The following is a 25,463-nucleotide window of genomic DNA, read 5'->3' as shown; positions in this document are numbered from 1 at the left end:
ACAAAAATGCCCTCCGGGACTATCCGAAAAAACCCGCGATGTGCGGTGTGTTTTCTGACAGTCCCGGTGGGCATTGAGGGGACGGCTATTGGCGCTATCTCTCCATCAGGACGACAGATACGACGAGCGCGTCAGCCCCAGGCGCAGAGCATCGAGGAACTGGGTGCGCTCGGCGGCGCTGATGCGGGCGCTGGCGCATTTGTCGCGGTAGTGAGTCATCAACTCCTCCGGCGACAAGTGCACGTAGCGCAGCATGTCTTCGATGGTGTCGTGGGTTTCGATACCGGCGTGGTACACGCTGCCATCGGCATTCTGGTAGATGTTCACCGAGTCGGTGTCGCCGAACAGGTTGTGCATGTCACCGAGGATTTCCTGGTAGGCGCCCACCAGGAAGATGCCCAGCAGGTAATCGTCACCCGGATTGAGAGCGTGAACCGGCAGGCTGGTCTCGATGCTCTGTTCGTCGACGTATTGCTTGATCTTGCCGTCGGAATCGCAGGTCAGGTCTTGCAGCACGGCGCGGCGCAGCGGCTCTTCGTCCAGGCGATGCAGCGGCAGGATCGGCAGCACCTGGCCGATGGCCCAGGTGTCCGGCAGGCTCTGGAACACCGAGAAGTTGCAGATGTATTTGTCGGCCAGCTTGTCATTGAGCTCATCCAGCACCTGGCGGTGCGAGCGCTGGCGGGCCTTCAACGAGTTGTGCAAGCGACGGCACACGGCAAAGTAGCACTGCTCGGCCAAGGCTTTTTCCGCCAGGGTCAGCTTGCCGTCGGCATATTGGGTCGCCACGTCGCTCATGTAGTGCGTGGCGCGCCAGTAGGTCTCGGTGACCATCTCGATATCGGTCGGGCCCAGCAGGTCAACCAGCCACTGCACGGTTTCCGGCAGTTCCTGCTTGTTGTCGATCACTGGCACGTCATCGTTATGTTTCTCAACGTCGGTCACCTGCACCACCAGCATTGCGTGGTGGGCGGTCAGCGAGCGGCCGCTTTCGGAGAAGATGTGCGGGTGCGGCAAGCTCTGGGCATCGCAGAACTCCTTGAGCATGCCGACCACGACACCGGCGTAATCGTCCATGTCGTAGTTGATCGAACTGGCGTTGCGCGAGTGCGTGCCGTCGTAGTCCACGCCGAGGCCACCGCCGACGTCGATGTGATCCACCGGCAGGCCGAGATTGCGCAGCTCACCGTAGTAACGGATCGCTTCCTTGAAGCCGTGCTGGTAGTCCGCCAGGTTGGCGATCTGCGAGCCCATGTGGAAGTGCAACAGGCGAATGCCCTGGTCCAGGCCCGCGGCGCGGAAGCGCTCGACCACCGACAGCAGTTGCGCGGCCGACAAGCCGAACTTGGACTTCTCGCCACCGGTATCGGCCCACTTGCTCGACGCCAGGGACGACAGGCGCACGCGCAGGCCAACCTGTGGCTTGACCTTGAGCACCGCTGCCTCTTCGATCACCAGGCCGACTTCGGACTCTTTCTCGATGACGATGAAGACGTTGTGACCCAGCTTCTGGCCCATCAGCGCCAAACGGATGAATTCGCGGTCCTTGTAGCCGTTGCAGACGATGGTGCCGCCCTTCGGCGCGAGGGCCAGCACCGCCAACAGCTCCGGCTTGGAACCCGCTTCCAGGCCGATGGAGACGTTCTGGGTGGCGATGATGTTCTCGATCACCGCTTCCTGCTGGTTGACCTTGATCGGGTAGAGCGCGGTGTACTTGCTCTGGTATTCCAGGCGCGCGATGTTGCTGTCGAACGCGCCGGTCAGCTGGCGCACGCGGTCTTGCAGGATGTCGGGAAAGCGCACCAGCAAAGGCAGCGAAAGACCGCTCTGACGCAATTGGTCGACTTGCTCGAACAGGTCGATGGGCGAACTGCCGGGACCGTTCGGACGGACTTCGACGCGACCGGCTTCATTGATCGCGAAATACCCGGCCCCCCAATGGCGAATCCCGTAAACGCTGCGGCTGTCCGCAACTGTCCATTGGCTGCCATCGTCTTTGCGTGTGCGTCGTACGGACATCGAAGTCCCCTATAAAGAAGTCAAAATGCACCATCCGGTCGGAGGCTGGGGCAGTCTAGAGAGTGAAAATGACGAATTGCCTGTTAGCAAGGTAGACCCTGCTCCCAGCGATGAGTTTAGAAACCCGTTCAGAACAGGCTCTGTGAAAACCATGCGGGCGACCTCGAACGTCGGGTCCGGGTCAAGCCGAGGGTGGTTTTCACAGAAGCTGCTAGCCGCCGGATTTCTTTGCCTTGAAGCCGTGCTTGACCAGTTCCGCCAGCAGCAGCTCGACGTGATCGCCCTGTATCTCGATGATGCCGTCTTTCAACGCACCACCGGTGCCACAACGCTTCTTCAATGTGGTGGCCAGTTCCTTGAGCGCGTCTTCGGCCAACGGCACGCCGGTGATCGTGGTCACCGTCTTGCCGCCGCGACCTTTGCTTTCACGGCGCACACGGGCAATGCCGTCACCGGCAGGGATGGCGGTCTGTTTGCAGATGCAGGCATCCACCGGTTGACGGCAATCAGGGCAATGACGACCGGCGTCGGTAGAAAATACCAGGCCGCCCAGGGCGGCGAAGGATGCGGCTTTTTTGGCCACCGGCAATCCTCTTGGGAGGACAAAGACTGGTCGAGGGGAGAATGTGCCTCGACCGCGAAACCCCACTCAGGCAGGGGCAGCGCTACTGGACCGCAGACGCGGTTCAGCTTGAAAAGTCGCGCAGTGTAACGGCAAAAAGCCGACTTGCTAAGGGCCAATCAGCGCCAATTTATAGCTTCTTTGCGACGTCGCCACCCTGGGCACGCAAATAGCGTTCAAGCGCCGCCAGGGAGTCCGGGCAGTAAGGCATGCGCTGGATTTCATCGAGCACCTGTTCAAGCGGCAGGAAACGCGCTTCGAGGACTTCTTCAGGCTGCAGCACCAGCGGGCCGTCCCACACCGCCGAGAACGCCGAGCACCACAGGCGACTGCCGGGGTCTTCGAAATAAAAATGGTCGTGGGCGGTCAGTTCCACGCCGCTCACGCCCAGTTCTTCCGCCAGCTCACGGGCAGCCGACTCGGCGTAGGTCTCGTCGGCCTGGACCATTCCGCCCGCCGCCACGTCCCAGAAACCCGGGTAGATGGCCTTGCTCAGGGTGCGCCGATGAACACACAGTTCACCGGCCGAATTGAATAGCATGATGTAGGTGCCACGCCCGATCAGGCCGCGCTCGCGCAGCTGCGAACGCACCAGGCTGCCAAGCAGGTTGTCGTGCTCGTCGACCCACGCGATCAGCTCGGCATCCGAGGCCGCTCGGTGAGCGACCTCCCGGGGGCTTTCGCTCATGGATCAGCCCTGGTTCAGCAGTTGCCGCAAGTCGATGACCGCTGCGTTGGCCCGGGAAATGTAGTTGGCCATGACCAGCGAGTGGTTCGCCAAGACACCAAAGCCGCTGCCATTGAGGATCATCGGGCTCCAGACCGGTTCCTGGGACGCTTCCAGTTCACGAATGATCTGCCGTACGCTGACCGTGGCGTTCTTTTTCGCCAGCACATCGGCGAAGTCCACTTCGATGGCGCGCAGCAGGTGCGACAGTGCCCAAGCCTGGCCGCGGGCTTCATAGAACACGTTGTCGATCTGCAGCCATGGGGTCTCGACCACCTCTTCGTCCACCTGCGGCACTTGGCCCGGGGCCGTGACTTCGGTTTTCAGCGAGGTGTTGAGCTTGACCCGGCCCACGCTGGCCGACAGGCGCTGGGACAACGAGCCCAGGCGCGTACCGACGTCCCCCAGCCAGTTGTTCAGGTTGTCGGCGCGGGCGTAGAACAGCGCGCTCTTCTGGTTCGGATCGGACAGCCGGGCCTGGTAGCGGCTCAGGGAGTTGATGCCTTCCTGGTATTCGGATTCGCTGGAAGGCAACACCCAACTGCGGTTGTCGAAGTTGAAGCGCGGCTCGGCCTTGGCCAGGTCGGCGTCCTCGGCGGACTGGGACTGGGAACGGGCGAAGTCCTTGCGCAGGGCGCGGCTCAGGTCGCGAACCTGCACCAGCACGCCGTATTCCCAGCTCGGCATGTTGTCCATCCACAGGCCTGGCGGGAAGCGGTCGTTGGAAATGTAGCCGCCTTGCTTGGTCAGCAGGGTCCCGGCCACGGTCTTGAGCGTCTCGACCGTGGTGTAGCCCACCACCATTTGCCGGCCATCCCTCTCGGCTGCGGCCTGGGCGTTCTGCTGCACGGGGAACAACGCGGGCTCCTGGCTCCAGTACCAGCCGAGGGCAATGGTCACCAGCAGGTAAAGACCGATCAGCGTGGCCAGTGCGCGGCTGAAAAAAAGCCCACCCAGGTAGCTGCGGGTGTCCGATTTCGGCTCGGCGGCACGTTCAGGCGCGCTGCCCGCGCGGTTTTTCCAGTCCAGCATGGCGATGTTCCTTCAATCACTTGAGTTCTCGGTTCGACCACAACCCTACGCCATCGTGCCTGATTTGAAACGCGATAATGCGGCGCCAATCATGCCGGGCGCGACAGGGCAATCGAACAGCACTATAAAGGAAGCGTTGCCATCGGCCTATGAGACTGTCCAGTCACAAACTGAATTGGGCGACAGGACAGAATATTGACGTATGACACTCATGCGAAGGAAAAGAGGTGCTAGCATAGAGCCACCAGTCGACCTCAGCATGCACCCTAACTAGTAGTCAGGATATGACCGAGCCAGAAGACCCCAGCCGTGAGCGCCTCAAGCACCACTTTGCCCAGCGGGTAATTCATCAGGCTCGCCAGATCCTGGAGATATGGCAGCGCCTGCAACGCAGTGAGTGGTCAAGCACCGACCTGTCGGAGCTCAGCGAAGCCAATCTGCGCTTGCTGCGCTTTGCCGAGCGCTTCGAACAGCCCGAGCATTCCCTTCTGGCCCAAGGCATCAGCCAGTCGCTGCAGGCGGTGGACGCCAATCGCGGACGCCTGAGCAGCCAACTGATCACCGAAATCAACCGTTTGATGCAGCGCTTGTCTCGCACCGGCCTGCGCCACGGCGACCAGCTCGAACAAACCTTCCTGCCGCCGCTGCGCAAACCCATCTACGTGATGCTGCAGGATCATGACCGCGCCGAACGTCTGGCCAAGCAATTGGAGTTCTTCGGCCTCAGCGCCCAGGCGCTGGACAGTGTCGCGGCATTTCGGGCCTCGATGGTCGAGCGCCTGCCGGCGGCGATTGTCATGGACGTGGACTTCAGCGGCCCGGGCACCGGCCTGAAACTGGCGGCCGAAGCCCAGGAAGGCCTGGAACAACCGTTGCCGCTGCTGTTCTTTAGCTTGCTGGAAACCGACACCCCGACACGCCTGGCCGCGGTACGCGCCGGCGGGCAGGAATTCCTCACCGGCACCCTCGAAGCCTCGAGCCTGCTGGAAAAGATCGAAGTGCTGACCTGCGTCGCCCAGTACGACCCCTACAAAGTGCTGATCATCGATGACTCCCGCGCCCAGGCCTTGCACACCGAGCGCCTGCTCAACAGCGCCGGCATCATCACCCGCACGCTGATCGAGCCGATCCAGGCCATGGCCGAACTGGCGGATTTCCAGCCCGACCTGATCATCCTCGACATGTACATGCCAGCCTGCACCGGCACGGAACTGGCCAAGGTAATCCGTCACAATGACCGCTATGTCAGCGTGCCGATCATCTACCTGTCCGCCGAAGACGACCTGGACAAGCAACTCGACGCCATGAGCGAAGGTGGCGACGACTTCCTGACCAAACCGATCAAGCCCCGGCACTTGATCACCACCGTGCGCAACCGTGCCGCCCGGGCGCGCAACCTCAAGGCGCGGATGGTGCGCGACAGCCTCACCGGTCTGTACAACCACACCCATATCCTGCAACTGCTCGAGGATTGCAGCTTCCGCGCTCGTCGCGAAGGCAAGCCCCTGAGCTTCGCCATGCTCGATATCGACCACTTCAAGCGGGTCAATGACAGCCACGGCCACCCCATGGGCGACCGGGTGATCAAGAGCCTGGCGCTGTTTCTCAAGCAGCGCCTGCGCAAGACCGACTTCATCGGCCGTTACGGCGGCGAAGAGTTCGCCATCGTCATGCCCGACACCGACATCGACGCCGCCTGCAAAGTGCTGGATGAGATTCGCCAGCGCTTTGCCGAAATTCACTATCCGGCCCAGCCCCACGATTTGTGGTGCACCTTCAGTGCTGGCGTGGTGGAAATGAGCGATGATTCCGACAGCCTGATGATGGCCAGCCAGGCGGACGAAGCGCTGTACCGCGCCAAGCACGCCGGACGCAACCGGGTACAGAGCGCCCGACAATCAAAGCAAAGTGCCACCTTTTCATCGGAATCGACTGATTCGGTCATAAACCTGTAACGCAAACGCAATAACTTCAGGCACTTACGATTCTGCCCTCGGTAGACCCTTGATGCGCCTGAAGCTGCTGACCAATCTCAATACCGTTCTTTTAGTTGCCGTATGCCTGGGCCTCGCGGCCACCTTGTGGTGGTCGCAGATCGCCCTGGAACGGCCCTACTTGCTGATGGAGCGCTACCTGGGCCTGTCGCGGCAGTTCCAGGGCGAAGTGGCGCGCAACATCGAGGACTACCTGGCCAGCGGCGATGCCTTGCGCCTGAGCGCGGCCACCCAGGCCCTGGAGACGCTGCAGAAAGACCTCGACCAGTTTCCCCCGGAGCTGGCCAAGACCCTACGCCCGAGCCTGTCGAACCTCGACGGCTTCAGCAAGACCGATCTGCTGGCCGCCGGCAAACTGGCTGGCGATCCGCAGGCCTTGTTGCTGCAGGCCGAGCGAGAACTGAGCGCCAGCCTCGATCAACTGGCCCAATACGCCAATGGCGCCCCGGCCTACCTGCCCCCGTTGTTTGCCGCTTCGCAGCACCTGGGTCGTTTGTCCCTCACACGGGACAAACTGGTCAGCAGCGGCCGCAGCGAGTTGGCCGCCGATGTCGAACGGGAACTGGCGAGCATCCGTGTCGAGGCCGAACGCCTCGACGGCCTGCCCCTGCTGGGCGTCACCGCCAGCAGCGAATCGGGCAGCGATGATTTCGCCGCGCTGATGGGCCTGGAGACCCAAGAAAAAACCGCCGCCGAAGATGCTGGCATCGCCCTCAAGCGCGAACTCAACAGCCTGCTCGGCCGTTACCCGGCGGAATTGACCCGCACCCGTGAACTGATCCAGAAACGCACCGAACTGAGCAATGCCACGCACCTGAAAATCGCCGACGTGCAAACAGCGATCGACACCCTGGAACCAGCGGTACGGGCCCAGCATGGGCAGATCCAGGGGGAGGTTCGCATGATCCAGGGGATGATGATCGGCCTGATCCTGCTGATCGCGCTGCTCATCGACACCTTGCAGAGGCGCCTGGCCCGCACCTTGACGCATCTGGCTCCAGCCCTGTCGACCTGGGCCGAGGGGGACTTCAGCCGGGACATCCACGTGGGCGCCAGCAACCGCGAAATGCAGGACATCGAGGCGTCGCTCAATCGCCTGCGCGCTTACCTGGTGGACCTGGTGGGCACCATTCGGGTGAACGCCGAACAGGTCGCCGGCAGCAGCCGGACCCTGGCCGAGCTGAGCGGCGAACTGCACGGTGGTGCGCTGGATCAGGCCAGCGATACGGCGCTGATCCGCGATTCCCTCAGCGAGCTGGAAGCGACGATCCAGCAAGTGGCCGGCGATGCCAGCCAGGCCGCAGACGCCAGCCGCAGCGCCGGGCAAGCGGTGGAGCAAGGGCAGAAAGTCATCGGCCTGAGCCTCACGGGCCTGCATGCGTTGGTGGGGGAAGTGCAAGACAACGCGCAGATGATCGAACAACTGGCGGAGGAGTCGGCCACCATCGGCGGCGTGCTGACGGTGATTCGCTCGATTGCCGACCAGACCAACCTGCTGGCACTCAACGCGGCCATCGAAGCGGCTCGCGCCGGGGAGATGGGCCGGGGCTTCGCGGTGGTGGCCGAGGAAGTCCGCTCCCTGGCCCAGCGCACGGCGGGTGCCACTGCCGAAATCCAGACACTGATCGCCCGCCTGCAACTGGCCGCGCGCCAATCGGTGGACGGCATGCGCGCCCAGGTCGAACATGCCGAAGCGACCGCCAACCAGGCGCAAGCGGCCGACGGCGCGCTGGATGAGATCGTCGGCGCCATCCAGACCATCTCCGACACGGCGGTACGCATCGCCGACGTCACCGCTCAACAAAGCGGCGCCGTCAGCGAAATCCGCGATCACAGCGAGCGGATTCACCAACTGGGCGCAGATAATCTGCTGCGCATCGGCCAGGGCCGGGAACAGGGCGACAATTTGCTGATATTAGGGGGACGGTTGCATACGGCGGTGCAAGCGTTTCGAGTTTAAGCACCCGAGACCCACTGCGGGAGCGAGCTTGCTCGCGATAGCAGTGGGTCAGCTTGCATCGAGGTTGGATGTACCGCCGTCATCGCGAGCAAGCTCGCTCCCACATCGATTGGCGAGGACCCGGGAATTGATGCTCACCGCAGATCCCCTGTGGGAGCGAGCTTGCTCGCGATAGCGGTGGGTCAGCTTGCATCAATGTCGGGTGTGCCGGCGTCATCGCGAGCAAGCTCGCTCCCACATCGATTGGCGAGGGGCCCGGGAATTGATGCTCACCGCAAATCCCCTGTGGGAGCGAGCTTGCTCGCGATAATAGCAGTGGGTCAGCTTGCATCGAGGTTGGATGTGCCGGCGTCATCGCGAGCAAGCTCGCTCCCACATCGATTGGCGAGGGCCCGGGAATTGATGCTCACCGCAAATCCCCTGTGGGAGCGAGCTTGCTCGCGATAGCGGTGGGTCAGCTTGCATCAATATCGGACGTGCCGGCGTCATCGCGAGCAAGCTCGCTCCCACATCGATTGGCGAGGGCCCGGGAATTGATGCTCACCGCAAATCCCCTGTGGGAGCGAGCTTGCTCGCGATAGCGGTGGGTCAGCTTGCATCAATATCGAATGTGCCGGCGTCATCGCGAGCAAGCTCGCTCCCACATCGATTGGCGAGGGCCCGGGAATTGATGCCGCACAGAAGTGCGGTCTCCAACCGCATGACTGGATCACAGACCTGGGTCACAAATTTCGCGCAAACATCGGTCATCGTGCTGGCTATTGCCGAGAACTGGACAGTCATTAAGGCTTTGCGGCATAGTCGCCGGGTTCTGATACCTGCTCACAGATAACAAGGAACAGCAGATGGCGACCCTATTGGTCCTGCACGGACCCAACCTGAACCTGCTGGGCACCCGTGAACCGGGCGTCTACGGTGCCGTGACACTGGCCCAGATCAACCAGGACCTGGAACAGCGGGCCCGCAACGCCGGCCATCATTTGCTCTACCTGCAAAGCAACGCCGAATATGAACTGATCGACCGCATCCATGCCGCGCGTGGCGAAGGTGTGGATTTCATTTTGATCAATCCAGCAGCTTTTACACATACAAGTGTCGCATTACGTGACGCGCTGCTGGCGGTGAGCATCCCATTCATCGAAGTGCACTTGTCCAACGTGCACAAACGCGAACCTTTCCGCCATCACTCCTACTTCTCCGATGTAGCAGTGGGAGTGATCTGCGGCCTTGGCGCCAGCGGTTACCGACTGGCCCTGGAGGCCGCCCTAGAGCAGCTTGAACAACAAGCTATACGCCCCTGACCGACCCTTGGGAGTTGATGATTCATGGATATCCGTAAAGTTAAGAAATTGATCGAATTGCTGGAAGAGTCCGGCATCGACGAGCTTGAGATCAAGGAAGGCGAAGAGTCCGTACGCATCAGCCGCCACAGCAAGACCCCGGCCCAGCAGTTCTATGCACCGGCCCCGATGCAGGCTCCGGCCGCCGCGCCTGCTCCAGCAGCAGCCCCGGTTGCCGCCGCAGCGCCAGCCGCACCGGCGGCACCGACGCTGAACGGCACTGTCGCTCGTTCGCCAATGGTGGGCACGTTCTATCGCAAGTCTTCGCCATCCTCGCCGTCCTTCGTTGAAGTCGGCCAGACCGTGAAGAAAGGCGACACCCTGTGCATCGTCGAAGCCATGAAGATGATGAACCACATCGAAGCTGAAACCAGCGGTGTGATCGAATCCATCCTCGTCGAAGACGGCCAGCCGGTTGAGTACGACCAACCGCTGTTCACCATCGTTTGAACCGCGGAGAGCCTTTGATGACTGCGAAGTTGGAAAAAGTTCTGATCGCTAACCGCGGTGAGATCGCCCTGCGGATTCTGCGTGCCTGCAAAGAGATGGGCATCAAGACCGTCGCCGTTTACTCCAAGGCCGACAAAGAACTGATGCACCTGGGCCTGGCGGACGAATCCGTCTGCATCGGTCCGGCGTCGGCTGCGCACTCCTACCTGCACATCCCGGCGATCATCGCCGCTGCCGAAGTGACCGGCGCCACCGCCATTCACCCGGGCTACGGTTTCCTGGCGGAAAACGCCGACTTCGCCGAACAGGTGGAAAACTCCGGTTTTGCCTTCATTGGTCCGAAAGCCGACACCATCCGCCTGATGGGCGACAAGGTTTCGGCCAAGCACGCCATGATCGCTGCTGGTGTACCGACCGTTCCGGGTTCCGACGGCCCGCTGCCTGAAGACGAAGAAACCGCTTTGCGCATCGGTCGCGAAGTCGGTTATCCGGTGATCATCAAGGCCGCTGGCGGCGGCGGTGGTCGCGGCATGCGCGTGGTACACAAGGAAGAAGACCTGATTTCCTCGGCGAAACTGACCCGCTCCGAAGCGGGCGCGGCGTTCGGCAACCCGATGGTCTACCTGGAAAAATTCCTGACCAACCCGCGTCACGTCGAAGTCCAGGTGCTGTCCGACGGCCAGGGCCAGGCCATCCATCTGGGCGACCGCGACTGCTCGCTGCAACGTCGTCACCAGAAGGTCCTCGAAGAAGCACCGGCACCGGGCATCGACGAGCAGGCTCGCCAGGAAGTCCTGGCGCGTTGCGTCAAGGCGTGTATCGACATCGGCTATCGCGGCGCCGGTACCTTCGAGTTCCTGTACGAGAACGGTCGTTTCTACTTCATCGAAATGAACACCCGTGTTCAGGTGGAGCACCCGGTTTCGGAAATGGTCACCGGTATCGACATCGTCAAGGAGATGCTCAGCATCGCCGCCGGCAACAAGCTGTCGTTCACCCAGGATGACGTAGTCATCCGCGGTCACGCGCTGGAATGCCGGATCAATGCCGAAGACCCGAAAACCTTCATGCCAAGCCCTGGCACGGTCAAGCATTTCCATGCCCCGGGCGGCAATGGCGTTCGCGTCGATTCGCACCTGTACAGCGGTTATGCCGTTCCGCCGAACTACGATTCGCTGATCGGCAAGCTGATCACCTACGGGGCGACCCGTGAAGAAGCCATGGCGCGCATGCGCAATGCCCTGGACGAAATCGTGGTAGACGGGATCAAGACCAACATCCCGCTGCACCGCGACCTGGTCCGTGACGAAGGCTTCTGCAAAGGCGGCGTCAACATCCATTACCTGGAGCACAAGCTGGGCAACCAGCACTGATGCTTCACGTGATGTAAAAAAGACCCCGGCCCATTGGCCGGGGTCTTTTTTTGTGCGTGCCTCAAAAGAGCAAGTGACGGATCACTTCAACTCAACCATGGAGTACGCGTGCGATTCGACCTTCGCAGCATTCGCCCGCCTCCCCTGCTGGGTGAGTACGACGCCATTGGCATTTTCCACCAGGATGTCGCTGCGTATGCGCGCCATGAATCCGCGAGCTCGCATGGACACCGGATCAGTGTTGTTCTTCGCTCGCGCCAGGACGGGTATGTAAAAGCGTTCGACCTGGCTGCCGGACGTCTTGAATACCGACGTGACACCCGTGCGCAGATCCAGTGACACGCCATAGTTATTGCCCAGGCAGGAAGAATACGACCAGTGATCCCAGGTTGGTCGCAGCCCGTGCCTCCTCATCACCTGCCTGACCGGCTCGCCGATGTCGGCCCCCGTCAACCAGTCCCCGCCGACCAGAGTGGCACGAACATCCTTGGCCGATCCCCCCAGGCGCCGGATCACATCCCGGACACTTCGCTCGATCAGTGCGCGGATGTTGTGATCGAAATGAATGACCGCCCCGACCCGGGTGGTCGGGTTGTAAAGCGAAGCGATCACGCACGTCTGTGCATTGAGCGAGAACAGGTAGTTGTCCGCCGCCTCGCTGAACCTCGCCACCACGGCCTCGCCCTGCAAAGCCCCCCTTGTCACGTCGGGGAAGACATGCCCGGGAAACACCTCGCGCAAATCGCCTATTCGCCCCAGGTTGCGCACTTCATCATTGCCGCCGCTCAAACCGACTTTGGTATGGGTCCACTTGCCATTCGCCATCCTGCGGATGGGCAACTTGTAAAACGCGTCGGGGCGCCGGGCATCCACCAGACACAAGCCGCCAAAGTACGGGTCTTTCTTCACTTGGTAGTACCTGCCTCCGCTCGCGATGTAGTAAGTGCTCCGCGGTTGCGAAGCGCTGGGCGGGCTGCGATAGGTGCCGAAAAAAATCCCCTCCTCCGTCACCAACTGCAGATCCCCTGGCGTTCTGCCCACCGCCTGCTGCGGCTTGAGGCGTATGGCCGGAACCAGCGGCCCGAACTCTTTGGCGACCACCGATCGCGTGCGTCTCAAGCGTTGCGCAGACAATGACAAGGGCTTCACGGCGAGCTGCAAATACCTGGCCGCGGGCCCCAGCGCCGTGGCCATGCTGGCGGCGCCGAGCGTGGCGAACAGCGTTCCCCAGGTCGCGGTCAGCCAGTGACCGAGCGCGCCTTCCGTGTCGCCTTGCACGTGTCTCTGGATGGCCTGCCTGGCACTGACGGCAATCAAGCCGATGTCCAGCAGCAAGGTAAAGGGCGGATAAACCATGCACACCGGAACGGCCGCGAAGATCAGGCCTTGGAATACCTGGTTGCGGATCATTTCGGCACGACTGGTGGTGATGTCCTCCACATCGGTGACGGCGCGCTCGATGCCTGCATCGAACTCGGCACGGATATCAATCAGCCGATTGAGTTCACGCAATGTGTCGACGCGAATGGTCCCGGCCGCCAGCGCCGACAGTGTCCGCCCCACGGCGGCACGGGCGGCGAGTGCGACCCGCTCCAGTATGTAATCGTGCAGTTGCGCGGCGATGCTCCCGGAAAACCCCAGGTACGGGCGAAACAGGATGCCGTCCGGCGCGTCGGGCGTGTACATCCAGTAAGAAGCCTTCGGATCGAAGTAGGTGAACACGTAGACGCCCAACACCACATGACCGGCGACGGTCAGCTTGATCACGCCTTCACGCGTCACGGCGACACCGGGGTACGTGGCGCTGTTTGCAGGTCGCCCATCGCTCAATAGCGTCACTTGCCGGGTGAGCCACTGGAACGCTTCGGCGCTCAACATCGACTTGCCGTAGGCCACACGCAGGTCGCGGTCCATCCTGGCCAACAGCATGTAGCAGTAAGCCTCGCGGCGCTTGGCATATTCGGGCGCCGTGGCGTCGAGAAATCCAGCACGGATGTGCCTGGCATATCGCTCGCCCAGGTAGGCCACGCGAATGTAGGACGCCAGATCGGCACTGCGAACCTGCGCCAAGTCCTGTCCGACAGAGGAACGCACGCCCTTGGCGGGGTCGTCGATGTCCGCGTTGCGCTCGTATCCGTAGATGGCCAGGTCCAGCAGGCTGGTGGTTTTTTTCTCGGCGGCCAGCCCCGGAATGTAGTCGATGAAGACCGTGGCCGGATCCACCGCCTCAAGCACCCCCTTGCTGCGCATGTAGGGCCCGATCATGTCGGCGAAGGTACGCTTGGCGAAGTCCATGAACACTTCATAGCCCACGAACTGCTCATCGAATACTTGCCGCTGAACCAAGAATTCCTGGCTCAGGCCGCTGATGTTGCGCCGGGACTCAAGCGGCAACGCCGAGTACCAGCGAGGCGACTCGTTCAGCTCCACGTGTGCCAGGTTATTGGCCAGGCCGGTCGAGACAGCGTTCTGCAGACAGGCCTTGAAACTTGCCCGTGCGCCCCTGAGGTCTTGTTCCAGATCCCAGGAGACCGGTTTTTCCATCACACGGGCAAAGTACGCTCGGGCCTGTCCACGATCAGTCGGCGAGAGTTGCTGCAACAGATACTCTCGACCGGCCTGGTGTTGGGTCCAGGCCCCGACTTCGCCGCTCAGGGCCCGCAGCGAAGGCAATTCGATCCATTCCTGGCCATCGGGTTTGCCGGGGGCAAACAGCAGCAGATCACTGACAGCACCGCCCACGTCTTCACGATAAAACACCAGGAGATCGGCACACTTCAGGCCATTGGGAAGCACCAGACTGGCGACACGCAACCCGCCGGCGATGGGCGTCGCGATGTCACCTTCCCAGAGGGCTGCGAGGTGGTCATGGCTGGTCACCGACAACTGGCCTGCACAACGGGCGACAAACGCACTGTGCTGCAACCGCGCCACAAACCAATCGAGCATGGCGTCCTTCAGGTCTCCCGCCTCATACCGCTCGACCAAGGCTGGCAAGTACCCGGCAGACGCGTCGACACTGGCCAACAACTGCGCAATGAAGGCCGCTGAAAGAGGCTGGTTACGGAGCATGCCGCCGTTCTCGACCAGCAGCACCGACACCGCGTCCGGCCGGACCGGGCCTGCCGCCACCAGTTCACTCAGGCTGTAGGTGCGTACGGGCTGACCAATGACCGTTCGCCACTGCAACTGCACACGAATGCTGTCCGGCTCGACCTCCATGTCCAACTCCTGCCTGACATGATCCCTGGCCAATTGCCGAGCGAAGGCCCGCAGCGAGCCCAGACCATCGACCCGCTCATCCACCCGCGCCTGCGCCAGCGCGGCCTGGCTCTCGAACGCCCGCAACAATTCAAGATCTGGCGGGCTCAGCCCCCGCAACCAATGCGGCAATTGCAACCGCGCCAGCGCGCCAAGGTCCCGGCGCTCGGCCGCGGTTGCCAATACGGTCAAGCGACTCGTCCGGCGCCAAGCGTCCTGGAGTGCTTCGATCTGCTCTCGCAACTCATCGACACCCAGACCAACCAGACGGTCAGGCCGAAACAGCTCGTCGACCGCGACCCTGTGCCCATCCAGTTTTTGCCTGATCACCTCTTCGAGGGAGGCATCGGGCGCAGCCATTCGCCAATGCCGCCGCAGATAGTCCTTGTAGTGCTCGACGAACCTTGAGGCCGCGCCCTCCACCGCCTGGACAACGAATGCCCGGCGCTCGGCCGCAAAACCCAAGTCTGGACCGTCGGGCCAACGGTAGGGCGCGTCCTGCTCCTCGTCATACACCAAAGGCGCCTGGTCGATCATGCGCTGCAGCACGGTATCGAGCAGGGTGCCCAGGAAGTGTGGATCGATGTTGCCTTGGTAATGGTAGGTGCGCAGCTCGACCAGCAAGTATTCTTCCAGCACCTCCAGCAGGCTCATCTGGGTGTGCAGTCGCGCGTCGATCGCCGCCTGCCAACGTGTCAGTTTTTCCAGGGTCGCCTGTGCGGTCGACACTGGCGGGGAATCGACCGGCCCCGTGCGCTCCATGTTGCCTTGCCGTCCGGCAATGATGTCCATGCACAATCCTCCCTGTTGTGTGGACCGGCACCTTATCCGCCCTGCGACAGGCCCATGGCATACATATATATATCGAAATACCACCCCGACGGCGCGAGACTCGCTTATCCACTTTGGCGGCGACCTGGCGTACACTGCGCGCCTTTGCAGCCCTGCGCTGCCCCCCTGTGGATTTTTTCAAAGGTGCCCGCCATGCCTTGGCTGCAAGTACGCCTGGCCATCAGCCCGGAACAAGCCGAAACCTACGAAGACGCGTTTCTTGAAGTAGGCGCTGTATCGGTAACCTTCATGGACGCCGAAGACCAGCCGATCTTCGAGCCGGAGCTCAATACCACCCCGCTGTGGTCCCACACCCACCTGCTGGCCCTGTTCGAAGGCGGCACCGAGGCGGCCAGCGTGCTGGCCCATCTCGAGCTGCTGACCGGCAGCCCGCTGCCCGAGCATCACAGCGAAGTGATCGAGGACCAGGATTGGGAACGCAGCTGGATGGACAACTTCCAGCCGATGCGTTTCGGCCAGCGCCTGTGGATCGTCCCGAGCTGGCATGCCGCGCCAGAGCCGGACGCGGTCAACCTGCTGCTGGACCCGGGCCTGGCGTTCGGCACCGGCACCCATCCGACCACCGCGCTGTGCCTGGAATGGCTCGACGGCCAGGACCTGAAGGGCTGCAACGTACTGGACTTTGGCTGCGGCTCGGGGATCCTGGCGATTGCCGCGCTCCTGCTGGGCGCCCGGGAAGCGGTCGGCACCGACATCGACATCCAGGCCCTGGAAGCCTCCCGCGACAATGCCGGACGCAACAACATCGCCGAAGCCCTGTTCCCGCTGTATTTGCCCCAGGACTTGCCACAGGTCCAGGCCGACGTGCTGGTGGCCAACATCCTGGCCGGCCCGCTGGTATCCCTGGCGCCGCAACTGTCGAGCCTGGTCAAGCAGGGCGGGCGCCTGGCGCTGTCGGGTATCCTCGCCGAGCAGGGCGAAGAAGTCGCCGCCGCTTATGCCGCGGACTTTGACCTGGACCCGATCGCCAATCGCGATGGCTGGGTGCGCATCACCGGACGTCGGCGCTAGAATGAGCGCCTGTATCCACCGGATTGCCGCATGACTGACAGCTTCGTCACCCAGTGCCCGCATTGCCACACCCGTTTTCGCGTCAGCCATGCTCAATTGAGCGTGGCCCGCGGGGTGGTTCGTTGCGGCTCGTGCCTGCAGGTGTTCAATGCCGCACAACAGTTGCTGGAGCAACGCACAGCCAAGCAAGCGGCGCCTGCCGTCGCGCCACCCGCCAAGCCGGCCGCCGAAGCCCCGCCCCGGGCGATCAGCCAGAAACAGTGGAGCGCCGCCGAGCTGGATCTGGATGACCTGGACAAGGAACTGGCGCGCCTGGAGCGACGCGACAATCGCGCCCCGGGCAATGCCGGCCGGCGCCGGGAAGACAATCTGAGCGCACAACGCGATTCGCTCTCCAGCGAACAGCAAACCTGGCCCGACAGCCTGTACAGCGAAACCTCGGGCGAGCGCGTCGAAACCGTCCTCGATACCCCCTTCGAACCGTTCGAACCCCACGAGCCGGCGCGACCACCGCGTACCGAGCCGTCCCTGTCCCTGGCCCTCGAACCGCTGGAACCGGACGACGAACCGGTCGCCCCGCTCCACCTCGCGCCGGACGACGAGCCCGACGAACACCTCGAGCGCCTGTCCGCCACCGATGACCACGACGACGAGCCCGAACGACCGCTGCCACTGCGCAAGTCACGGGAGCGCCAGGAGCCGGGGATACGCGCCGAAGCCCTCCACGACCTGGACGACGATCCGCTGCAACTGGACTGGCGCAAACGCCGCTCGCCCTGGGGCCGACGCCTGTTGTGGGCCCTGCTGATCCTGCTCGCCGCCGCGGCCCTGGGTGGCCAGTACATCGCCTACCATTTCGAAGAACTGGCCCGCCAGGACCAGTACCGACCGTGGTTCCTGCAAATCTGTCCGACCATCGGTTGCGACGTACCGTCCAAGGTCGACATTGCCAAGATCAAAAGCAGCAACCTGGTGGTGCGCAGCCATCCGGAGTTCAGCGGCGCCCTGGTGGTGGACGCGATCATCTACAACCGTGCGCCCTTCTCCCAACCTTTTCCGTTGCTGGAGCTGCGCTTTGCCGACCTCAACGGGCACCTGATCGCCAGCCGTCGCTTCAAGCCCGGTGAGTACCTGGGCGGCGATCTCGAGGGCCGCGGCGAAATGCCGCCGCAAACGCCCATCCACATCGCGCTGGATATCCTGGATCCGGGCCCCAAGGCGGTGAACTACAGCTTGAGCTTTCATTCCCCCGAATGAAACCGGCCAGGGTCGGCCCATTGACGGCAGCTTTCTGACTGACCCCGCCCAGACCAAACCGCTGGCGATAACAAAATAGCTGTTCAGATTTTATCCAATTCGATCTTTATCCAGTCATCGAGAGCGGGTATCATGCCAACCCTTTTTCGAAGTCTCATGATCCGGCCCCACTTCAGGGAAGTCCTATGTCGGCGGTACGCATCGGCCCATATACATTGCAGAACGGCCTGGTTCTCGCCCCTATGGCGGGCGTCACCGACCAGCCCTTTCGTCAGTTGTGCAAACGCTTGGGCGCAGGACTGGTGGTATCGGAAATGGTCACCAGCGACATGAGTTTGTGGAACACCCGCAAATCACGTCTGCGCATGATCCACGAAGGCGATCCCGAGCCCCGCTCGGTACAGATCGCCGGTGGCGACGCACAGATGCTGGCGGAGGCGGCCCGGGCGAATGTCGAGCTGGGGGCGCAGATCATCGACATCAACATGGGCTGCCCGGCGAAAAAGGTCTGCAACAAGGCCGCAGGCTCGGCACTGTTGAAAGATGAAGCGCTGGTCACCGAGATCCTGCAGGCCGTAGTGGCCGCGGTCGATGTGCCGGTGACCCTGAAGATCCGCACCGGCTGGGACCGGGAGAACAAGAATGGCCTGGTGGTGGCGAAGATCGCCGAACAGGCGGGCATCACGGCGTTGGCGGTCCATGGCCGCACCCGGGCCGATCTGTACACCGGCGAAGCCGAGTACGACACCATCGCCGCGATCAAGCAGGCGGTGTCGATTCCGGTCTTTGCCAACGGCGATATCGATTCACCCGAGAAGGCCCGGTACGTGCTGAACGCGACCGGTGCCGATGGCCTGTTGATCGGCCGGGCCGCCCAGGGGCGGCCATGGATTTTTCGTGAGATCGAACACTACCTGCGCACTGGCGAAAAGCTGGCGGCGCCGCAGTTGTCCGAGGTGGAACGTATTCTGCTAGAGCATCTGGCCGCGCTACATGCTTTCTACGGAGAGGTCATGGGCGTACGCATCGCTCGCAAGCATGTGGGCTGGTATCTCGCAACCCTGCCGGGCGCCAGGGAGTTTCGCGCCCGTTTCAATCGTTTGGATGGTACGCAAGCACAATGCGCCGACGTTCAGGCGTTCTTCGCTGAGCGTTACAAGAGCCTGACAGGGGACGAAGGGGTGGCCGCATGACGATGATGACCGAGACTTTAGTGAGTGGAACAGCACCCGTGAGCGACAACGTGAATTTGAAACAGCACCTCAATACGCCCAGCGAAGAAGGTCAGACCCTTCGCGGGAGTGTCGAGAAGGCGCTGCACAATTATTTCGCCCACCTTGAGGGCGCTGCCGTCACGGATGTGTACAACCTGGTGCTTTCCGAAGTCGAGGCACCGCTGCTCGAAAGCGTGATGAACTACGTCAAGGGCAACCAGACCAAGGCCAGTGAGCTGCTGGGCCTGAACCGCGGCACCCTGCGCAAGAAACTCAAGCAGTACGATCTGCTGTAAGCATTCAATCAAACCAGAAAGGCGCCCGCATAAAAAACGGTCGCCTTTTTTGCTGACTTCCCTTGCTTTTGATGGAAATTGAAATGACCGACCAGACCACCCGCCTGCCGATCCGCCGCGCCTTGATCAGCGTTTCCGACAAGACCGGGATCCTCGAATTCGCCCGCGAGCTGCAACAGCTGGGCGTCGAGATTCTCTCCACCGGCGGAACCTTCAAGCTGCTGCAGGACAACGGCGTCGCCGCAGTGGAAGTCGCGGACTACACCGGTTTTGCGGAAATGATGGACGGTCGGGTCAAGACCCTGCACCCGAAAATCCACGGTGGGATCCTGGGCCGTCGCGGCATCGACGACGCCATCATGAACGAACACGGCATCAAGCCGATCGACCTGGTGGCCGTCAACCTCTACCCGTTCGAAGCCACCATCAACAAGCCTGGCTGCGACCTGCCGACCGCCATCGAGAACATCGACATCGGCGGCCCGACCATGGTCCGCTCGGCAGCCAAGAACCATAAAGACGTGGCCATCGTGGTCAACGCCAGCGACTACGCCAGCGTGCTGGAGAACCTCAAGGCCGGTGGCCTGACCTACGCCCAGCGTTTCGACCTGATGCTCAAGGCCTTCGAACACACCGCCGCCTACGACGGCATGATCGCCAACTATATGGGCACCGTGAACCAGGCCGCCGAAACCCTGTCGACCGAAGGCCGCAGCGAATTCCCGCGCACCTTCAACACTCAGTTCGTCAAGGCCCAGGAAATGCGCTACGGCGAGAACCCGCACCAGAGCGCGGCGTTCTACGTGGAAGCCAAGCCCGCCGAAGTCGGCATTGCCACCGCCACCCAACTGCAAGGCAAGGAACTGTCGTTCAACAACGTGGCCGACACCGACGCCGCGCTGGAATGCGTGAAGAGCTTCGTCAAGCCAGCCTGCGTGATCGTCAAGCACGCCAACCCGTGCGGCGTGGCCGTGAGCCCGGACGCCGAGGGCGGCATCCGCCAGGCCTACGAACTGGCCTATGCCACCGACACCGAGTCGGCCTTCGGCGGCATCATCGCCTTCAACCGTGAACTGGACGCCGAGACCGCCAAGGCCATCGTCGAGCGCCAGTTCGTCGAAGTGATCATCGCCCCTTCCGTCAGTGAAGAAGCCCGCGCCATCGTTGCCGCCAAGGCCAACGTGCGCCTGCTGGCCTGCGGCCAATGGTCGGCCGATCGTGCGCCGGCCTGGGACTACAAGCGCGTCAATGGCGGCCTGCTGGTCCAGAGCCGTGACATCGGCATGATCGGCAGCGAAGACCTGAAAGTGGTGACCCAGCGCGCCCCGAGCGAACAGGAAATCAACGACCTGATCTTCGCCTGGAAAGTCGCCAAGTACGTCAAGTCCAACGCCATCGTCTACGCCAAGAACCGCCAGACCATCGGTGTCGGCGCCGGCCAGATGAGCCGCGTGAATTCGGCCCGCATCGCCGCCATCAAGGCTGAACACGCCGGCTTGCAGGTACAGGGCGCGGTCATGGCCTCCGATGCGTTCTTCCCGTTCCGCGACGGCATCGACAACGCGGCCAAGGTCGGCATCACCGCCGTGATCCAGCCGGGTGGCTCGATGCGTGACAACGAAGTGATCGCCGCCGCCGACGAAGCCGGCATCGCCATGGTGTTCACCGGCATGCGCCACTTCCGTCACTGATACACCGATCGACTGTGGGAGCGAGCTTGCTCGCGATAGCGTCGGATCAGTCAGCATTGAAGTCCGCTGACACACCGCCATCGCGAGCAAGCTCGCTCCCACAGAAAAGCAGCTTCAGTGCTGCATACAGAATCAGCGTCATCCGAGGTTTTTGAAATGAATGTTTTGATCATTGGCAGCGGTGGCCGCGAACACGCCCTGGCCTGGAAAGTGGCCCAGGATCCCCGCGTGCAGAAGGTTTTCGTGGCGCCGGGCAATGCCGGCACGGCCATCGAAGCCAAGTGCGAAAACGTCGCCATCGACGTGCTGGCGCTGGAGCAACTGGCCGACTTCGCCGAGAAGAACGTCTCGCTGACCATCGTCGGCCCGGAAGTGCCGCTGGTCGCTGGCGTGGTCAACCTGTTCCGCTCCCGGGGCCTGGACTGCTTCGGCCCGACCGCTGGCGCCGCGCAGCTGGAAGGCTCGAAAGCGTTCACCAAGGATTTCCTGGCGCGCCACAAGATCCCGACCGCCGACTACCAGAACTTCACTGAAATCGAACCGGCCCTGGCGTACCTGCGCGAGAAAGGCGCACCGATCGTGATCAAGGCCGACGGCCTGGCCGCCGGCAAGGGCGTGATCGTTGCCATGACCCTGGCCGAAGCCGAAGACGCCGTGCGCGACATGCTCGCTGGCAATGCCTTCGGTGACGCCGGTTCCCGCGTGGTGATCGAAGAGTTCCTCGACGGCGAGGAAGCCAGCTTCATCGTCATGGTCGATGGCAAGAACGTACTGCCGATGGCCACCAGCCAGGACCACAAGCGTGTCGGCGATGGCGACAGCGGCCCGAATACCGGCGGCATGGGCGCCTACTCCCCTGCCCCGGTGGTGACCGCCCAGGTGCACCAGCGCGTCATGGACCAGGTGATCTGGCCGACCGTGCGCGGCATGGCCGAGGAAGGCAACGTCTACACCGGTTTCCTCTACGCAGGCCTGATGATCGACAAGGCTGGTAACCCAAAAGTCATCGAATTCAACTGCCGTTTCGGCGATCCTGAGACCCAGCCGGTCATGCTGCGCTTGCAATCGAGCCTGGTCCTGCTGGTCGAGGCCGCGCTGGCCCAGGCCCTGGACAAGGTCGAAGCCCAATGGGATCCGCGCCCAAGCGTCGGTATCGTATTGGCGGCCGGCGGTTACCCGGGCGACTACGCCAAAGGTAGCGTTATCCAGGGCCTGGACGCCGCGGCCCGGCTGGACGGCAAAGTCTTTCATGCAGGCACCGCGTTGAAGGATGGGCAAGTGGTCACCGCCGGCGGTCGTGTGCTTTGCGCCACCGCCCTGGGCGCCAGTGTCGACGACGCTCAGCAGCAGGCCTACAAGCTTGCCGCCGAGATCGACTGGGAAGGTTGTTTCTACCGCAAGGACATTGGCTACCGTGCCATTGCCCGTGAGCGTGGCGAAAATCTGGAATAACCCGGCCATTCAGTCAGGCAAGGGCCTGCGGCCCTTGCCTGACTGTTCCGGCGCCGCGCATAGTTATAATCTGGCATCAACCTACGAAGGGATTTCGCCGTGCGCTGGCTCAGGATTGCCATAGGCTTTACCGTCACCCTGCTGACGCTGCTCTGCATGCTCCCGGCCCAGGCCGCGCCAGGCAGTGGCTGGGCGGTATTGCTCGACGAACAGGGCGACCTGACGCTGAGCGACATCCGCTCCGCTCGCTACACCAATCAATTCAGCCCCATCGACCTGGACCGCCTCAAGGCCGCCGAACCCGGCGGTGCGTTGTGGCTGCGCTTCCGCCTGGCCCCGGACAGGCACGAACAAATCCTGCGCATCTTCGCCCCCGACCTATCACGCCTGAACCTCTATGTGCTGGACGGCGACGCCCTGGTCGAGCAACAGGTCAGCGGCAACGCCACGCCGCATACGGAACCGGCGGTGCCCAGCAGCGACGTCATGCTGCCGCTGCCGCGCAGCGATAAAGCCCTGGACGTCTACCTGCGACTGGCCTCGCGTCACGAACTGCGCCCCTACGTCACGCTGCAATCGGCCGTCGCGGCGGCGGCCGATCAGAACCAGACGCTGATCTACGGGCTGCTATTCGGCTGCATCGCCATGCTGATCCTGCATAACCTCACCCGCTACGCCTACACTCGTTCTCGCAGTTGCCTGTGGCTGGCCGCCTGTGAAGGGCTGCTGATGCTCAGCCTGGTGCTGTTGCTGAACCTGGCCGGGCCCTGGCTACCCGACTGGCCGGCGGTGCAGACGCCCGGGGCTTACCTGGCGTTGCTGCTGACGGCGCCCTGCGGCCTGATGTTCGCCTACCGCTTCTTCGCGCCCCTGGGGCCGCACCCGTTGAACCGGTTGCTGCTGGGGGACATTGTGTTCGTCATGCTGTGCAGCCTGTTGCTGTTGTTCGTCAACACGCTGCCACTCAATATCATGACCTACGCCCTGGTGGCCCTGGCCGGCCTGAGCATGCTGTTCGTCAGCGCCTGGCACTGGCAAAAGGGCTACCGCCCGGCCCGACTGTTCGTCGCGGCCATGGTGGTCTTCAACCTGGGCACGCTGATCATTCTTCCGGCCCTGCAAGGGCTCACGGAAGTGCCCCCCCAGGGCTTGATCATCACCCTGCTGATCTTCATCTGCATCAGCGGCCTGTTGATGAGTGTCGCCCTGGGCGAGCGCCAGCGCTCGATCAACGAAAGCCGCTTCAGCATCAGCCGCGACCTGGCGGCGAGCAATGCCGAGATCAATGCCAAGGCCGAGTTCCTGGCCAAGATCAGCCACGAGATCCGCACCCCGATGAACGGCGTGCTGGGCATGACCGAACTGCTGCTGGGCACGCCACTGTCGGTCAAACAACGCGACTATGTGCAAACGATCCACAGCGCAGGCAATGAACTGCTGACCCTGATCAACGAGATCCTCGACATTTCCCGGCTCGAGTCCGGGCAGATCGAACTGGACGACGTACAGTTCGACCTCAATGCGCTGATCGAGGACTGCCTGAGCATCTTCCGCGCCAAGGCCGAACAGCAGAATGTCGAGCTGATCAGCTTCATCCAGCCCCAGGTGCCGCGGGTGATCAGCGGCGACCCGACGCGGCTGCGCCAGGCGTTGCTGAGCCTGCTGGAAAACGCCCTGAAGAAGACCGACGAGGGCGAAGTGCTGATCGTCGTCGCCCTCGACGAGCGCAGCCATCAGCCGCGCCTGCGCATCGCCGTGCAGGACAGCGGGACGCCGATGGACGCTGAAGAGCGCGACACGCTGATGCACGCCGAGCTGCACAGCAAGAACTTCCTGTCCGCCACGCGCCTGGGGGGCAACCTGGGGCTGGTCATCGCCCGCCAGCTGATCATCCTGATGCACGGGGAATTCGGCATCAAGAGCGGCAGCAACCAGGGCAGTACCCTGTGGCTGACCTTGCCCCTGGACCCGGATCGCCTCGAACACCCGACTTCCGACCTCGATGGGCCGCTGCAGGGGGCACGGGTGTTGATCGTCGACGACAACGACACCTGCCGCAAGGTGCTGGTGCAGCAGTGCAGCGCCTGGGGCCTGAACGTCAGCGCGGTACCTTCAGGCAAGGAAGCCCTGGCGCTGCTGCGCACCAAGGCGCACCTGCGTGATTACTTCGACGTGGTGCTGCTGGACCAGAACATGCCGGGCATGACCGGCATGCAATTGGCGGCCAAGATCAAGGAAGACCCGAGCCTGAACCACGACATCCTGTTGATCATGCTCACCGGTATCAGCAATGCGCCGAGCAAGATCGTGGCGCGCAACAGCGGGGTCAAGCGCATCCTCGCCAAACCGGTGGCCGGCTATACCCTCAAGACTACCCTGGCGGACGAGCTGAACCAGCGCAACCGGGGCCAGGCTACAAATGTACAGGTGAACGCCGGTCCTCCCGCTCCGGTGAAGGTGCCGAGCGATTTCCGCATTCTGGTGGCCGAGGACAACAGCATTTCCACCAAGGTCATCCGCGGCATGCTCGGCAAGCTCAACCTGCAACCCGACACCGCCAGCAACGGCGAGGAAGCCCTCAAGGCCATGAAGGAACAGCGCTACGACCTGGTCCTGATGGACTGCGAAATGCCGATCCTCGACGGGTTTTCCGCCACCCAGCAGCTGCGAGCCTGGGAAATGGGTAACCAGCGCACCCGCACGCCGGTGGTGGCGCTCACCGCGCACATCCTGGCCGAACACAAGGAGCGCGCACGCCAGGCCGGGATGGACGGGCACATGGCCAAGCCGGTGGAACTGTCGCAACTGCGCGAGTTGATCGAACACTGGGTGGCCCAGCGCGACCAGCAGAACAAGGCTGTGCATACGCCCTGAACCCGCGAAGAGCATTCAGCGACTACCCGTAGCGTCGT

The 25,463-nt window shown here is 62.7% G+C and carries 17 protein-coding genes; 12 read left to right on the top strand and 5 right to left on the bottom strand.

Annotation, left to right across the window (positions count from 1 at the left end; genetic code table 11):
- Positions 1-105 precede the first annotated feature (105 nt).
- The 4 genes from speA to AB7M32_RS07855 all read right to left on the bottom strand — a co-directional run bounded on the left by speA (position 106) and on the right by AB7M32_RS07855 (position 4,400).
- Entirely contained in the window at positions 106-2,019 is a 1,914-nt protein-coding gene (gene speA / locus AB7M32_RS07870) for an arginine decarboxylase (RefSeq protein WP_454249573.1), read from the bottom strand.
- Between the two features lie 211 nt (positions 2,020-2,230).
- Entirely contained in the window at positions 2,231-2,602 is a 372-nt protein-coding gene (locus AB7M32_RS07865) for a translation initiation factor Sui1 (RefSeq protein WP_003197435.1), read from the bottom strand.
- A gap of 169 nt (positions 2,603-2,771) precedes the next feature.
- Entirely contained in the window at positions 2,772-3,329 is a 558-nt protein-coding gene (locus AB7M32_RS07860) for an NUDIX hydrolase (RefSeq protein WP_060739343.1), read from the bottom strand.
- A gap of 3 nt (positions 3,330-3,332) precedes the next feature.
- A complete protein-coding gene (locus AB7M32_RS07855) occupies positions 3,333-4,400 on the bottom strand; it encodes a DUF2333 family protein (RefSeq protein WP_092205094.1) in 1,068 nt (355 codons plus the stop codon).
- A 284-nt stretch (positions 4,401-4,684) separates the two neighbouring features.
- Here AB7M32_RS07855 and AB7M32_RS07850 point away from each other — a divergent pair, with 284 nt between their 5' ends.
- From AB7M32_RS07850 to accC, 5 genes are all read left to right on the top strand, one after another.
- A complete protein-coding gene (locus AB7M32_RS07850; protein WP_072410273.1) occupies positions 4,685-6,355 on the top strand; it encodes a GGDEF domain-containing response regulator in 1,671 nt (556 codons plus the stop codon).
- 1,450 nt (positions 6,356-7,805) lie between these two features.
- Positions 7,806-8,354 (top strand): methyl-accepting chemotaxis protein, encoded by a 549-nt coding sequence (locus AB7M32_RS07845; RefSeq protein ID WP_454252111.1) that lies wholly within the window; start codon positions 7,806-7,808, stop codon positions 8,352-8,354.
- A gap of 845 nt (positions 8,355-9,199) precedes the next feature.
- A complete protein-coding gene (gene aroQ / locus AB7M32_RS07840; protein ID WP_072410269.1) occupies positions 9,200-9,655 on the top strand; it encodes a type II 3-dehydroquinate dehydratase in 456 nt (151 codons plus the stop codon).
- Between the two features lie 24 nt (positions 9,656-9,679).
- A complete protein-coding gene (gene accB, locus AB7M32_RS07835) occupies positions 9,680-10,144 on the top strand; it encodes an acetyl-CoA carboxylase biotin carboxyl carrier protein (RefSeq protein WP_053118072.1) in 465 nt (154 codons plus the stop codon).
- A gap of 17 nt (positions 10,145-10,161) precedes the next feature.
- Complete coding sequence (gene accC, locus AB7M32_RS07830) at positions 10,162-11,517, top strand: acetyl-CoA carboxylase biotin carboxylase subunit (protein ID WP_060739349.1); 1,356 nt, start codon at positions 10,162-10,164, stop codon at positions 11,515-11,517.
- 81 nt (positions 11,518-11,598) lie between these two features.
- On the opposite strand, the gene AB7M32_RS07825 is transcribed toward accC, so the two are convergent.
- Entirely contained in the window at positions 11,599-15,570 is a 3,972-nt protein-coding gene (locus tag AB7M32_RS07825) for a dermonecrotic toxin domain-containing protein (RefSeq protein WP_454249572.1), read from the bottom strand.
- A gap of 192 nt (positions 15,571-15,762) precedes the next feature.
- On the opposite strand from AB7M32_RS07825, the gene prmA reads away from it, so the two are divergent.
- The 7 genes from prmA to AB7M32_RS07790 all read left to right on the top strand — a co-directional run bounded on the left by prmA (position 15,763) and on the right by AB7M32_RS07790 (position 25,425).
- The gene (gene prmA / locus AB7M32_RS07820; RefSeq protein WP_454249571.1) at positions 15,763-16,641 is read left to right on the top strand and encodes a 50S ribosomal protein L11 methyltransferase; all 879 of its coding nucleotides are present in this window, start codon (positions 15,763-15,765) and stop codon (positions 16,639-16,641) included.
- Between the two features lie 30 nt (positions 16,642-16,671).
- Complete coding sequence (locus tag AB7M32_RS07815) at positions 16,672-17,898, top strand: DUF3426 domain-containing protein (RefSeq protein ID WP_454249570.1); 1,227 nt, start codon at positions 16,672-16,674, stop codon at positions 17,896-17,898.
- 185 nt (positions 17,899-18,083) lie between these two features.
- Positions 18,084-19,091 (top strand): tRNA dihydrouridine synthase DusB, encoded by a 1,008-nt coding sequence (gene dusB, locus AB7M32_RS07810; RefSeq protein WP_454249569.1) that lies wholly within the window; start codon positions 18,084-18,086, stop codon positions 19,089-19,091.
- Positions 19,088-19,408, top strand: coding sequence for a DNA-binding transcriptional regulator Fis (gene fis / locus AB7M32_RS07805; protein WP_007921650.1), 321 nt, complete (start codon positions 19,088-19,090; stop codon positions 19,406-19,408). Before dusB ends, fis begins: the two co-directional genes overlap by 4 nt.
- Before the next feature lie 83 nt (positions 19,409-19,491).
- On the top strand, positions 19,492-21,099 hold the full coding sequence (gene purH / locus AB7M32_RS07800) for a bifunctional phosphoribosylaminoimidazolecarboxamide formyltransferase/IMP cyclohydrolase (RefSeq protein ID WP_092395887.1): 1,608 nt from the start codon (positions 19,492-19,494) through the stop codon (positions 21,097-21,099).
- A 156-nt stretch (positions 21,100-21,255) separates the two neighbouring features.
- Positions 21,256-22,551, top strand: a complete 1,296-nt coding sequence (gene purD / locus AB7M32_RS07795; protein ID WP_454249568.1) for a phosphoribosylamine--glycine ligase — start codon at positions 21,256-21,258, stop codon at positions 22,549-22,551.
- Positions 22,552-22,650: 99 nt separating this feature from the next.
- Positions 22,651-25,425: a response regulator gene (locus AB7M32_RS07790; RefSeq protein ID WP_454249567.1), complete on the top strand. Its 2,775-nt coding sequence runs from the start codon at positions 22,651-22,653 to the stop codon at positions 25,423-25,425.
- Positions 25,426-25,463: the final 38 nt, after the last annotated feature.

It is taken from the genome of Pseudomonas sp. R151218B TE3479 (assembly GCF_053629195.1).
Note: the sequence above shows the minus strand (reverse complement) of the source record. Positions and strands in the feature narration are given on the sequence as shown.